This window comes from Pseudomonas sp. Z8(2022), assembly GCF_025837155.1.
Classification (GTDB): domain Bacteria; phylum Pseudomonadota; class Gammaproteobacteria; order Pseudomonadales; family Pseudomonadaceae; genus Aquipseudomonas.
In genome coordinates, this window is sequence record NZ_CP107549.1 from 2,308,995 (window position 1) to 2,321,503 (window position 12,509).

The 12,509-nt window shown below is 62.2% G+C and carries 14 protein-coding genes and 1 tRNA gene; 7 read left to right on the plus strand and 8 right to left on the minus strand.

What is annotated here, in order from left to right; genetic code table 11:
- Positions 1–30 precede the first annotated feature (30 nt).
- The 3 genes from uvrC to OEG79_RS11010 all read right to left on the minus strand — a co-directional run bounded on the left by uvrC (position 31) and on the right by OEG79_RS11010 (position 2,755).
- Positions 31–1,854 (minus strand): excinuclease ABC subunit UvrC, encoded by a 1,824-nt coding sequence (gene uvrC, locus OEG79_RS11000; protein ID WP_264145067.1) that lies wholly within the window; start codon positions 1,852–1,854, stop codon positions 31–33.
- 2 nt (positions 1,855–1,856) lie between these two features.
- The gene (gene uvrY / locus OEG79_RS11005) at positions 1,857–2,501 is read right to left on the minus strand and encodes a UvrY/SirA/GacA family response regulator transcription factor (RefSeq protein ID WP_264145068.1); all 645 of its coding nucleotides are present in this window, start codon (positions 2,499–2,501) and stop codon (positions 1,857–1,859) included.
- A gap of 166 nt (positions 2,502–2,667) precedes the next feature.
- Positions 2,668–2,755: transfer RNA gene (locus tag OEG79_RS11010), tRNA-Ser, on the minus strand.
- Positions 2,756–2,918: 163 nt separating this feature from the next.
- Between OEG79_RS11010 and OEG79_RS11015 the strand changes: the two genes are divergently transcribed.
- The 7 genes from OEG79_RS11015 to OEG79_RS11045 all read left to right on the plus strand — a co-directional run bounded on the left by OEG79_RS11015 (position 2,919) and on the right by OEG79_RS11045 (position 7,167).
- On the plus strand, positions 2,919–3,587 hold the full coding sequence (locus OEG79_RS11015) for a Bax inhibitor-1/YccA family protein (RefSeq protein WP_264145069.1): 669 nt from the start codon (positions 2,919–2,921) through the stop codon (positions 3,585–3,587).
- Positions 3,588–3,719: 132 nt separating this feature from the next.
- Positions 3,720–4,112: a sulfurtransferase complex subunit TusD gene (gene tusD / locus OEG79_RS11020; RefSeq protein WP_264145070.1), complete on the plus strand. Its 393-nt coding sequence runs from the start codon at positions 3,720–3,722 to the stop codon at positions 4,110–4,112.
- Positions 4,113–4,472, plus strand: coding sequence for a sulfurtransferase complex subunit TusC (tusC, locus tag OEG79_RS11025; RefSeq protein ID WP_264145071.1), 360 nt, complete (start codon positions 4,113–4,115; stop codon positions 4,470–4,472).
- A complete protein-coding gene (gene tusB / locus OEG79_RS11030; protein ID WP_264145072.1) occupies positions 4,472–4,771 on the plus strand; it encodes a sulfurtransferase complex subunit TusB in 300 nt (99 codons plus the stop codon). The genes tusC and tusB overlap by 1 nt, the downstream gene beginning before the upstream one ends.
- Complete coding sequence (locus tag OEG79_RS11035; RefSeq protein ID WP_264145073.1) at positions 4,768–5,103, plus strand: TusE/DsrC/DsvC family sulfur relay protein; 336 nt, start codon at positions 4,768–4,770, stop codon at positions 5,101–5,103. The genes tusB and OEG79_RS11035 overlap by 4 nt, the downstream gene beginning before the upstream one ends.
- Positions 5,100–6,083 carry a glycosyl transferase family protein gene (locus OEG79_RS11040; RefSeq protein WP_264145074.1) on the plus strand — a complete coding sequence of 328 codons (984 nt, stop codon included), beginning with the start codon at positions 5,100–5,102 and terminating at the stop codon, positions 6,081–6,083. Before OEG79_RS11035 ends, OEG79_RS11040 begins: the two co-directional genes overlap by 4 nt.
- 85 nt (positions 6,084–6,168) lie before the next feature.
- Positions 6,169–7,167: a glutathione S-transferase family protein gene (locus tag OEG79_RS11045; protein ID WP_264145075.1), complete on the plus strand. Its 999-nt coding sequence runs from the start codon at positions 6,169–6,171 to the stop codon at positions 7,165–7,167.
- Between the two features lie 35 nt (positions 7,168–7,202).
- On the opposite strand, the gene cysG is transcribed toward OEG79_RS11045, so the two are convergent.
- The 5 genes from cysG to lolA all read right to left on the minus strand — a co-directional run bounded on the left by cysG (position 7,203) and on the right by lolA (position 12,430).
- Complete coding sequence (gene cysG, locus OEG79_RS11050; RefSeq protein ID WP_264145076.1) at positions 7,203–8,591, minus strand: siroheme synthase CysG; 1,389 nt, start codon at positions 8,589–8,591, stop codon at positions 7,203–7,205.
- Positions 8,592–8,693: 102 nt separating this feature from the next.
- Positions 8,694–9,974 (minus strand): serine--tRNA ligase, encoded by a 1,281-nt coding sequence (serS, locus tag OEG79_RS11055; RefSeq protein ID WP_264145077.1) that lies wholly within the window; start codon positions 9,972–9,974, stop codon positions 8,694–8,696.
- A 123-nt stretch (positions 9,975–10,097) separates the two neighbouring features.
- A complete protein-coding gene (gene crcB / locus OEG79_RS11060; protein WP_264145078.1) occupies positions 10,098–10,478 on the minus strand; it encodes a fluoride efflux transporter CrcB in 381 nt (126 codons plus the stop codon).
- Positions 10,475–11,800 carry a replication-associated recombination protein A gene (locus OEG79_RS11065; RefSeq protein WP_264145079.1) on the minus strand — a complete coding sequence of 442 codons (1,326 nt, stop codon included), beginning with the start codon at positions 11,798–11,800 and terminating at the stop codon, positions 10,475–10,477. Before OEG79_RS11065 ends, crcB begins: the two co-directional genes overlap by 4 nt.
- 3 nt (positions 11,801–11,803) lie before the next feature.
- The gene (gene lolA, locus OEG79_RS11070; RefSeq protein ID WP_264145080.1) at positions 11,804–12,430 is read right to left on the minus strand and encodes an outer membrane lipoprotein chaperone LolA; all 627 of its coding nucleotides are present in this window, start codon (positions 12,428–12,430) and stop codon (positions 11,804–11,806) included.
- Positions 12,431–12,509: the final 79 nt, after the last annotated feature.

The following is a 12,509-nucleotide window of genomic DNA, read 5'->3' on the forward strand; positions in this document are numbered from 1 at the left end:
CACAACTAGGCTGCGAAATGAACGGGCATTCTACTCACTGTGCAGAGTGTCATAAATCAACTCGGCGAGCTTTTTACTGATTCCGGGCGCTTTGGCGATTTCTTCGGCGCTGGCGCGCGACAGTTCCTGAAGGCCGCCGAAGTGATTGAGCAGCTCACGTCGCCGCTTCGGACCAATCCCGGCGACTTCTTCCAGCGTGGAAGTGCGCCGGGTCTTGCCGCGTCGTGCACGGTGCCCGGTGATCGCGAAGCGGTGCGACTCGTCACGAATCTGCTGGATCAGGTGCAATGCTGGCGAATTGCCGGGCAAGGTGAATTCGTGCTCGGCATCGTTGAGGTAAAGCACTTCGAGGCCTGGCTTGCGTGTCGTGCCCTTGGCCACACCGAGCAGGATCAGATCCGGCACCGCCAGCTCCTGCAGCACCTCACGGGCCATGGCCAACTGGCCCTTGCCGCCGTCTACCAGCAGCACATCAGGCAGCTTGCCTTCCCCGTCCCTGATCTTGCTGAATCGGCGAGTCAGAGCCTGATGCATGGCGGCGTAGTCGTCGCCAGCGGTCACACCTTCGATATTGAAACGACGGTAATCGGACTTCAGCGGGCCTTCTGGGCCGAACACCACGCAGGAAGCGACCGTCGCTTCGCCGCTGGAGTGACTGATATCGAAGCACTCCATACGCTGTGGCGGCTCGTCCATCTCCAGCACGGTGGCCAGCGCTTCGAAGCGCTCAGCCAGGTGCTGTCGGTTGGCCAGGCGCGCGGCCAGTGCCTGCTCGGCGTTGGTAATGGCCAGTTGTTGCCAGCGTGCCCGAGTACCGCGCACACGCAGGCTGATGCTGAGACTACGCCCACGCAGCGATTCGATGGCTTCGATCAGCGTGGCGAAGTCTTCATGCTGCACGTTGACGATCAGTTCGCTGGGCAGGTCGCGCTCGGCGTTGCCCAGGTAGTACTGAGCGAGAAAGGCCATCAGTACATCACCGCCCTCCTCCTCGATCGCCACCTGCGGGAAAAAGTTCTTGCTGCCCAGCACACGCCCGCTACGCACGCTGATCAGGTGCACGCACGCGCCGCCCGGCGAGAGCATTACGGCGACCACGTCGACGTCGCCGGTGCCGCCCTCCATGCTCTGCTGATCCTGAACACGGCGCAGCATGGCGATCTGGTCACGCAGCTCGGCAGCGCGCTCGAACTCCAGAGCCATGGAGGCCTTTTCCATGCTGGCGGAAAGCTCCTCGCTGAGTGCATTGCTGCGACCGTCGAGAAACATCACCGAATGGCGGACGTCTTCGGCGTATTCTTCCGGGCTGACCAGCCCAACACAGGGTCCCTTGCAGCGCTTGATCTGATACTGCAGACAAGGTCGCGTACGGTTCCTGTAATAACTGTCCTCGCACTGACGAACCAGAAAGGTCTTCTGCAGCAGACTCAGGCTCTCGCGAATCGCCAGAGCGCTGGGGTAAGGACCGAAATAGCGCCCCTTGGCCTTCTTCGCGCCGCGGTGGATGCCAAGGCGTGGGAATTCGCCGTCGGAAAGAAATACATACGGGTAGGACTTATCGTCGCGCAGCAGGATGTTGTACGGCGGCCGCCATTCCTTGATCAGGGTCTGCTCGAGCAGCAGCGCCTCGGTTTCGTTGGCGGTAATGGTAGTTTCGATCTGCGCGATACGGGCAACCAGAGCGGCGGTCTTGGGCGCCTGCCCGGTCTTGCGGAAATAACTGGAGAGACGCTTCTTGAGGTTCTTCGCCTTGCCGACGTAAAGCAGCCGGCCCTCGCCATCGAACATGCGATAGACGCCAGGGCGACCACTGCAGGTCGCCAGGAAGGCACTTGAATCGAAGGGAGCAGACATCTTCAGCTGACGGCGTCGACCATGCCGTGGCGTACCGCAAGCAGGGCCAGCTCGACGTCGCTGGTAATGGAGAGCTTCTCGAAGATGCGATAACGGTAGGTGTTGACCGTCTTTGGCGACAGGCACAGCTTGTCGGAGATGTTCTGCACCTTGTGACAGTTGGCGATCATCAGCGCGATCTGAATTTCACGCTCGGACAGAAGATCGAAAGGTGAACCACTGGTCTGCGGCTGGAAGGATTTCAGCGCCAGCTGCTGGGCAATCTGCGGGTCGATGTAGCGTTGGCCGCCGAACACCAGGCGGATGGCCTGCACCATTTCCTCCAGCGCGGCTCCCTTGGTCAGATAACCGGCGGCGCCGGCCTGCAGCAGACGAGTCGGGAACGGGTCTTCCTCACATACGGTCACTGCAACGACCTTGATATCGGGGTGACTGCGCATCAGCTTGCGGGTGGCTTCCAGGCCGCCGATGCCGGGCATCTTGACGTCCATCAGGACGACATCGGGCTTGAGCTCTCGGACCTTGAGCAGGGCTTCTTCGCCGGTGCAGGCTTCACCTACGACTTGCAGGCCATCGATGTCGGCCAGCATGCGGGTGATGCCCGTACGGACCAGATCGTGATCGTCGACCACCAGGACCCTAATCAATCGCCACCTCGTTGCATCTTGTCAGCCACCGTGTAACGACGGTGGGATTGAAACTTGCCGGCCACACCTTAACAAAAAGCCAGAACCTGACCTAGCTTGGCGCACAACAGTCAAAAAGCAAGCGCCAGATTAAGGTCAGCAATCGCAACAAGGCAATATGGGGAATTGGCGGAAGCGGTGAGATTCGAACTCACGGATAGTTGCCCATCGACGGTTTTCAAGACCGTTGCCTTAAACCACTCGGCCACGCTTCCGAACTTCGAGCGCGGAGTCTGAAATTCGACCTCCGCAGCAGTGCGGGCGGCAATCTTACCCGAACGCAACACACTGTCAAACTCTCTGTCTTGGCACCTCGCCAGGCTCTGTTATGATCCGGGACATTCGAATAACGGAATTCTTGTGTTACAGGAGCGTGCCATGCAAGAGCGAGACTACGTACTAAACCATTCGCAAGCCGAACAGCTGGAAGTCAGCAAGGTTCTGCGCAACACCTACGGCCTGCTGGCCATCACTCTGGCCTTCAGTGGCCTGGTCGCATTCCTCAGCCAGCGCGCCAACGTGGCCTACCCGAACTTCTTCGTGGTGCTGATCGGCTTCTATGGCCTGTTCTTCCTCACCTACAAGCTGCGTGATTCCGCCTGGGGTCTGGTGTCCACCCTCGCCCTGACCGGTTTCATGGGTTACACCCTCGGCCCGATCCTCAACCGTTACCTGGGCATGGCCAACGGTGCCGAAGTAATCAGCTCGGCATTCTCCATGACCGCACTGGTGTTCTTCGGCCTGTCTGCCTACGTGCTGACCACCCGCAAGGACATGAGCTTCCTCAGCGGCTTCATCACCGCCGGCTTCTTCGTCCTGCTCGCCGCCATCCTGGCCAGCTTCTTCTTCCAGATCAGCGGTCTGCAACTGGCAATCAGCGCCGGTTTCGTGCTGTTCTCCTCGGTCTGCATCCTGTTCCAGACCAGCGCCATCATCCATGGCGGTGAGCGCAACTACATCATGGCGACCATCAGCCTGTACGTTTCGATCTACAACCTGTTCGTCAGCCTGCTGCAGATCTTCGGCATCATGGGCGGCGACGACTGATCACGGTTCGTCCCCCTTGGAGCCCGCTTCGGCGGGCTTTTTCTTGCGCGCCTGACAGCTAGGCGTAGTGATTCTTTGTTTGCCACTCCCCCTGGCCTTATCATTGCCTCAGTTTGCCTCGCCGGACATCCCATGAAGTTTGCCATCGCCCTGTTCGCCGCCCCTCACCAACCCACCTCGCGCCGTGCACTGCGCTTTGCCCAGGCCGCATTGGCCGGCGGTCACGAGATCGTTCGCCTGTTCTTCTATCAGGACGGCGTGCACAGCGCCGCCAGCAATGTCGTGAACTCACAGGACGAGCTGGACCTGCCGCGAGAGTGGCGGGAATTCGTCACGGCCAACCGGCTCGATGCCGTGGTGTGTATCGCCGCCGCATTGCGTCGTGGCGTGCTGAATGCTGAGGAAGCGCAGCGCTATGCGCGCCCGGCAGCCAATCTGGAGGCACCCTGGGCGCTTTCCGGCCTTGGCCAGCTGCATGAAGCGGCGCAGCAGGCTGACCGACTGATCTGCTTCGGAGGCCACTGAATGAGCAAGTCACTGTTGATCATCAGCCGCCAGGCCCCTTGGAGCGGCCCCGGCGCACGCGAAGCGCTGGATATCGCCCTGTCCGGCGGCGCCTTCGATCTACCCATCGGCATGCTGTTTCTCGATGACGGCGTCTTTCAGCTCTGCGCCGGGCAGCAACCCGGCCAACTGCAACAGAAAGACCTCGGCGCCAATCTGCAGGCCCTGCCGATGTTCGGTGTAGAGAGTCTGTACGCCAGCCAGCGCAGCCTGGCCGAACGCGGTCTTGGCGACAGCGAACTGAATCTGCCGGTAGAGCGCCTCGATGACAACGCTCTGACTGCCCTCCTCGATCGTTACGACCAGGTGATCACCCTCTGATGGCCACCCTGCATATCCTTTCCCACTCGCCTTTCGCCGACAGCCGTCTGGCCAGCTGCCTGCGCCTGCTGGGTGCCGACGACGCGCTGCTGCTCACCGGTGACGCGGTGTACGCCCTGCAACCCGGCACCGCCAATCTGCAGGCCCTGCAACTGATGCCGGACAACATCATGCTCTACGCACTGGAAGAAGACCTCGCCGCACGCGGCCTGCAGGCTTCCGGGCGCGCTCAGGCCGTGGACTACCCGACATTCGTCGAACTCTGCACCCGCTACGCCAAGGTCAACAGCTGGCTATGAGCACCTTGAACGTCGGCGGACGCGATATCGCCCTGGACAAGGATGGCTACCTCATCGACCTGCAGGACTGGTCGCGCCCGGTTGCCGAGGCGCTTGCCGCTGCCGAAGAGCTGCAGCTGAGCGGCGAGCACTGGGAAATTCTCGATCAGCTGCGCGCCTTCTATGACGAGTTCCAGCTGTCACCGGCCAACCGTCCGCTGATCAAGTACGTGGCGCTGAAGCTGGGACCAGACAAGGGCAACAGCCTGCACCTCAACCGCCTGTTCAAGGGCACGCCCGCCAAACTCGCCGCCAAGCTCGCCGGCCTGCCGAAACCGACCAATTGTCTATGAAACTGATCACGCCTGAAGAACACCCTTTTGCCCAGTTCGTGCGCGTACTCGGCAAGGGCAAACGCGGCGCTCGCGGCCTGACCCGCGAGGAAGCCCGCGAAGCCATGGGCATGCTGCTCGACGGCAAGGTCGAAGATGCCCAGCTTGGGGCCTTTCTGATGCTGCTGCGGCACAAGGAGGAAAGCGCCGAGGAGCTCGCCGGCTTTACCGAAGCCATTCGCCCGCGACTGGCCGCGCCCGCCATCCAGGTCGATCTGGACTGGCCCAGCTACGCCGGCAAGAAACGTCATCTTCCCTGGTATCTGCTGGCCGCCAAGGCGCTGGCTGCCAGTGGTGTGCGCATCTTCATGCACGGCGCTGGCGCCCATACCGCAGGCCGCCTGTATACCGAACAACTGCTGACAACACTGGATATCCCCTACTGCCGCGACTGGCAGAGTGCGGCAGCGGCGCTCGATCAGCACGGTCTCGCCTACAGCTATCTGGGCGACTGGATGCCGACGCTGCAGCGCATGATCGACTTGCGCAACACCCTTGGCCTGCGCTCGCCCATTCACTCCCTGGCACGCGTGATCAACCCGCTGAGCGCACGCTGCGGACTGCAGAGCATCTTTCATCCTGGCTACCAGGCCGTACACCGCGAGGCCAGCCGACTGCTGGGCGATGAGGCCATCGTGATCAAGGGCGAAGGCGGCGAGATCGAGGCCAACCCGGACGTGGCCTGCCATCTGTACGGTACCCGTAACGGCGAAGCCTGGGACGAGGAATGGCCGCCACTGTCGGCACAGCGCCACGTCAAACCCGAGCGACTGGATCCGGACGTACTGGGCGCGTTCTGGTACGGCGAGCATGAAGACGCCTACGGCGGGCTGGCGGTGATAGCCACCATGGCCATCGCGTTGCGCGGATTGGGCATGACCCGCGAAGAGGCCTTCCAACAGGCGCAACAACGCTGGGATGCACGCCTTCAATCTAACTGACCGATCTTTTCAGCCAGCTTTTTCCACCTTTCAATCGACTTCATATCGCTAGACTTCGGGTTCATTCAGAACGAAGGCACGCGTTATGGGCTTATTGATCGATGGACGCTGGCATGACCAGTGGTATGACACCGGCGACAGTGGCCGCTTCCAGCGCGAAAGTGCACAGCGGCGTAGCTGGGTGACCGCGGATGGCAGCGCCGGCCCGAGTGGTGAAGACGGCTTCAAGGCTGAGGCCGGGCGCTATCACCTGTACGTCTCGCTGGCCTGCCCCTGGGCACATCGCACCCTGATCCTGCGCAAGCTCAAGGGGCTGGAATCCCTGATCGACGTGTCGGTTGTCAGCTGGCTGATGCGCGAACAAGGCTGGACCTTCGATCGCGACACCGGCTCGACCGGCGATCAGCTCGACAGTCTGAGCTACATGCATCAGCGCTACACCGCAGATGACCGGCACTACAGCGGCCGTGTCACCGTACCCGCACTGTGGGACAAGCAGAGCGGTGGCATCGTCAGCAATGAATCGGCCGAGATCATCCGCATGTTCAACAGTGCATTCGATGGTCTGACCGGCAACCAACTGGACTTCTACCCCGAGCCGCTGCGCGAGCGTATCGACCAGCTCAACGAACTCATCTACCCGGCGGTGAACAACGGCGTCTACCGCGCCGGCTTCGCCACCACTCAGGAAGCGTATGAAGAAGCCTTCGACGAGCTGTTCGCCATGCTTGACGAGCTGGAAGCACTACTGGACGAAAACCGTTACCTGGCTGGCGAATACCTGACCGAGGCAGACATTCGCCTGTTCACCACGCTGATTCGCTTTGATGCCGTCTATCACGGGCACTTCAAGTGCAACCTGCGGCGTATCGAGGATTATCCGAGCCTGTCCAACTGGCTGCGCGAGCTTTATCAGTGGCCGGGCATCGCCGAGACGGTGGACTTCACCCACATCAAGTCGCACTACTATGCCAGCCACGCCACCATCAATCCGACCGGTGTGATTCCCAAGGGGCCGCAGCAGGACGTCATGCGTGCGCATGATCGCCGGCGCCTGCCAGGAAAAGGTGTGTTCAAACGCTGACAGATGACAGAAGCCTCGCCAAGAGGCTTCTGTTTTCAGATACCGCCCTGAGCGCCTTCGAACCAGGCCAGCTTGTCGCGCAGGGTGACCACCTCGCCGACGATCACCAGGGTGGGCGCGTGCACTTCGTGCTCGGCCACCAGTTCCGGCAGGGTTTCCAGCGTGCCGGTGAAGACCCGCTGATTCTGCGTTGTGCCCTGCTGCACCAGCGCAGCCGGCGTTGCGCCTGAACGGCCGTGAGCGATCAGCTGTTCGCAGATACCCGGCAAGCCCACCAGGCCCATGTAGAACACCAGCGTCTGCCCGGGCGCCACCAGATCCTTCCAGGGAAGGTTGCTGCTGCCATCCTTGAGGTGCCCGGTAACGAAACGCACCGATTGCGCGTGGTCGCGATGGGTCAGCGGAATGCCCGCATAGGCTGCACAGCCTGACGCGGCGGTGATGCCTGGCACGACCTGAAACGGAATGCCTTCGACCGCCAGCTGCTCGATCTCCTCGCCGCCGCGGCCGAAGATGAACGGGTCACCGCCCTTCAGACGCAGCACACGCTTGCCCTGGCGCGCCAGATCGATCAGCAGGTGGTTGATCTGTTCCTGCGGCACTGCGTGATCGGCGCGGCGCTTGCCTACATAAATACGCTCGGCATCGCGCCGGCACAGCTCGATGATCGCAGGCGCCACCAGGCGATCGTAGAGCACCACGTCGGCCTGCTGCATCAGACGCAGGGCCCGGAAGGTCAGCAGGTCCGGATCCCCCGGGCCGGCGCCGACCAGGTACACCTCACCCAAAGCGCGCGGTGCAGCATCTGCCAGACGCTCTTCCAGCAGTCGTTCGGCTTCGTGTGGCTTACCGGAAAAGACGCTCTCGGCGATCTGCCCCTGAAAAACATCCTCCCAGAACACCCGGCGCTGCTGCACATCGGGAAACAACTGCTTGACCCGCTCGCGGAAGCGCTTGCCCAGGTTGGCCAGCTGGCCATAGGTAGCCGGAATCCAGGTTTCGATCTTGGCGCGAATCAGCCTGGCCAGAACCGGCGCGTCGCCCCCACTGCTGACCGCGACGATCAGCGGAGAGCGATCGACGATGGCCGGAAAGATCACGCTGCATAGCGCTGGAGCATCCACCACGTTGACGGGTATGCCCAGCGCCTGAGCGTCAGCGGAAATCTGCGCATTGAGCGACACGTCATCGGTGGCGGCGATGACCAGGGAGACGCCCTGCAGGTCGCCGCTTTCATAGCCGCGCAGGACGAAACTCTCGGGGCCTGCCAACGCCTGCAGTTCGCTACGGATCTGCGGCGCGACAACCCGCAGCCGGGCACCGGCATCGCTCAGCAGACGCGCCTTGCGCAGCGCGACCTCACCGCCACCGATCACCAGCACCGGACGATCCTGCAGCTTGTGGAACAGCGGAAGGAATTGCATCAGATCAGCCTCATAGAGGTCGGCGTAGGGTGCGCTTGGCGCACCCTAACCATGAAGCGAGGCAGCTGCTGCCGCCGCGCTTCGTATATCGGGGATGGCCGCTCAGCCGATCACCTCGATGCCGCCCATGTATGACTTCAGCACCTCGGGGACGCGAATGCTGCCGTCGGCCTGCTGGTAGTTCTCCAGCACCGCCACCAGCGTACGGCCAACCGCCAGGCCGGAACCGTTGAGGGTGTGCACCAGCTCCGGCTTGCCGGTTTCCGGATTGCGATAGCGTGCCTGCATGCGGCGCGCCTGGAAGTCGCCGCAGTTGGAGCAGGAGGAAATCTCGCGGTACTTGTCCTGGCTCGGCACCCAGACCTCAAGATCGTAGGTTTTCACTGCAGAGAAGCCCATGTCGCCGGTGCACAGCGCCAGTTTGCGGTACGGCAGCTCCAGCAGTTGCAGCACACGCTCGGCGTTGGCGGTCATGCCTTCCAGCGCTTCGAAGGATTTGGACGGCTCGACGATCTGCACCATCTCGACCTTGTCGAACTGGTGCTGGCGAATCATGCCGCGGGTATCACGACCGGAAGCGCCTGCTTCGCTACGGAAGCACGGCGTGTGGGCGACGAACTTCAGTGGCAGCTGCTTGGCGTCGAGAATTTCGCCAGCAACGATATTGGTCAGCGAGACTTCGGCAGTCGGGATCAGGTACAGGTCGGCCTGGTCCTCACGGCGGATCTTGAACAGGTCTTCCTCGAACTTCGGCAACTGGCCGGTACCCTGCAGTGCCGGAGCCTGCACCAGATAAGGGGTGTAAGCCTCTTCGTAGCCATGCTCGCCGGTGTGCAGGTTGATCATGAACTGCGCCAGGGCACGATGCAGGCGCGCGATGGGGCCGCGCAGGAGAGCGAAGCGCGCACCGGACAGCTTGGCCGCGGTCTCGAAGTCCAGCCAGCCGTGCTGCTCGCCGAGAGCGACATGATCCTTGATTTCGAAATCGAAGCTGCGCGGCGTACCCCAGCGTGCCACCTCGACGTTGCCGTCCTCGTCGGCGCCGACCGGCACGGACTCGTGCGGCAGGTTGGGGATGTTCAGCAGCAGGTTGTCCAGTTCGCTCTGGATGGCGTCCAGCTCACGCTTGCCGGCCTCCAGATCGCTGCCCATCTGATCGACTTCCGCCAGCAGCGGCGCGATGTCTTCGCCGCGCGCCTTGGCCTGGCCGATGGACTTGGAACGGCTGTTGCGCTCGGCCTGCAGCTGTTCGGTGCGCACCTGCACCGACTTGCGCTGACTCTCCAGGGCCTCGAAGCGGGCGACGTCGAGGACGAAGCCACGAGTAGCCAGACGCTCGGCGATTTCGGAGAGTTGCGTGCGGACGAGTTTGGAATCGAGCATGTTCGGGTCTCAATACAACAGCGTAATGGTGAAGGCCAGCACTGTGGCGCGGGTTGTGGAGTGTAAAGCCTTAACAGGCGGTTGAAAAACCACCTGCGTTGTTTTCAGCGCCCTGCAGACAGTTCAGGCAGCCAAACGAGCCAGGCTCAAGCCAGCCCAGGCCGCCAGCAGACCGCCGATGATGCTGAACGCCAGGTAACCGAGGGCTTCGGCAGCGCGCCCCCCCTCGATCAGGTTCATGATTTCCAGACTGAAGGAGGAAAAGGTGGTAAAGCCCCCCAACACGCCGGTAATCAATCCGCTGCGCAGCTCCAGCGGTATGTCGGAACGCGTGAGAAACAGCCCGGAAAGCACGCCGATCAACAGGCAGCCAATGACATTGACGGCAAAGGTGCCCAGATAAAAGTGCCGGGGCCAGTTCCCGGCGACCCAACCGGACACCAGAAACCGCAGCACCGAACCGGCCGCGCCGCCAGCGGCCACGGCAAGCACCACACGTATCATGGGGTTCTCCTTTGCCTCGGGCTCGCAGCGTCCAGCTTGCGCAAATGCTGCAGTTTGTCGCGAATCTTCAGCTCCAGGCCACGCGGCACCGGTTGGTAATACTGGCGCGGCTGCAGGTGCTCGGGGAAGTAATCTTCACCCGCTGCGTAGGCATCCGGCTCGTCATGGGCGTAGCGGTATTCATCGCCATAACCTAGTTGCTTCATCAGCTTGGTCGGCGCGTTGCGCAGGTGCAGCGGAACCTCCTGCGAGCCCTGCTCGGCGGCATCGCGCATGGCAGCCTTGAAGGCCGTGTACACCGCATTGCTCTTCGGCGCACAGGCCAGATAGACGATGGCCTGTGCCACCGCCAGCTCGCCCTCCGGACTGCCCAGGCGCTCCTGCACGTCCCAGGCATTGAGACACAGGGTCAACGCCCGCGGATCGGCATTGCCGATGTCCTCGCTGGCCATGCGCACCACACGCCGGGCGATGTACAGCGGATCGCAACCGCCGTCGAGCATGCGTGCATACCAGTACAGAGCGCCGTCCGGACTGGAGCCGCGCACCGACTTGTGCAGCGCGGATATCTGGTCGTAGAAGGCCTCGCCGCCCTTGTCGAAACGGCGACGGCTGTCGCCCAGCAGATTCTGCAGCAGCTCGACGCCGATCTCGCCATCGTCCTCTGCCAGGTCCGCGGCGTTCTCGAGGAAGTTGAGCAGCCGGCGACCATCGCCATCGGCGGCAGCCAGAAGAATCTGGAAAGCGTCGTCCGGCAGGCTCAGACGCCGATCGCCCAGCCCCTTCGGGTCGGTCAGGGCACGATTGACCAGCTTGCGCATGGCCGCCTCGTCCAGACTTTTCAGCACATAGACGCGTGCGCGCGACAGCAGTGCGTTGTTCAGTTCGAACGACGGATTCTCGGTGGTGGCGCCGATGAAGATCAGGGTGCCGTCTTCAACGTAAGGCAGGAAGGCGTCCTGCTGACTCTTGTTGAAACGATGCACCTCGTCGACGAAGAGAATGGTGCGGCGGCCATACTGCGCCGCGTGCTGTTGAGCGACTTCGACCGCCTGACGAATCTCCTTCACGCCGGACAATACGGCGGAAATCGTCTCGAAATGCGCATCGGTGACCTTGGCCAGCAGGCGCGCCAGAGTGGTCTTGCCAACCCCGGGCGGCCCCCAGAAGATCATCGAGTGCAGCGCGCCCTGCTCCAGCGCCTCGCGCAGCGGCTTGCCCGGCCCCAGCACATGCTCCTGCCCGACGTATTCGTCCAGGCTGGTGGCACGCAAACGCGCAGCCAGAGGCTGCGCGACAGGTTGGCGGCCGAACAGGTCCACGGCTTACTCCTGGATGACGTCCGCACCTTCCGGAATGTCGAAGGTGAACTGGCTGTCATTGACCGGCTCGTTCATCTTCACATTGAGGAACAGAATGTTGGTGCGTTGACCGATGCTGTCGATCAGTTGCATGTCGTTGAGCACGCGGTTGCGGAACGACAGACGCAGGCTGTCGAACAGGCTGTCCTTGGCCTTCGGCTTGAGGATGAAGTCGACCACGCTACCGCCTTCCTTGTAATCGATCTCGAAGTTCTCGCGAATCTGCGATACGTCGCCGGACAGCAGCAGGGCCGGGGTATGCGTCAGGCGCTGATCGAGGGTCTGGATGGTCACCTGCTCCAGATCGGGGTCGTACAGCCAGACCTTTTCGCCGTTGGACACCAGCAACTGCTCCATCGGCTGGTCGGTATGCCAGCGGAACAGGCCTGGGCGCTTGAGCACCAGTTCACCGGCAGTTTCCTGCAGCTGCGTGCCGCTGGCATCCAGGGTCAGTTGGGAAAAACGGGCATTGATGGTTTGCGCCTGATTGAGCAGTTCGGTCAGGCGCTTGGTAGCCGCCTCTTCGTCAGCCTGGGCGGTTAGCAGGGTAAAGCTCAGAGCAGCCAGCATCAGCAGGCGAATAACACGCATATAAACCCCTTGATTCCGTATGAGAATGACGGGGCGACTCCGCACCCCGTGCTGCCCGGCAGCATCTGAGCTGCCGAGA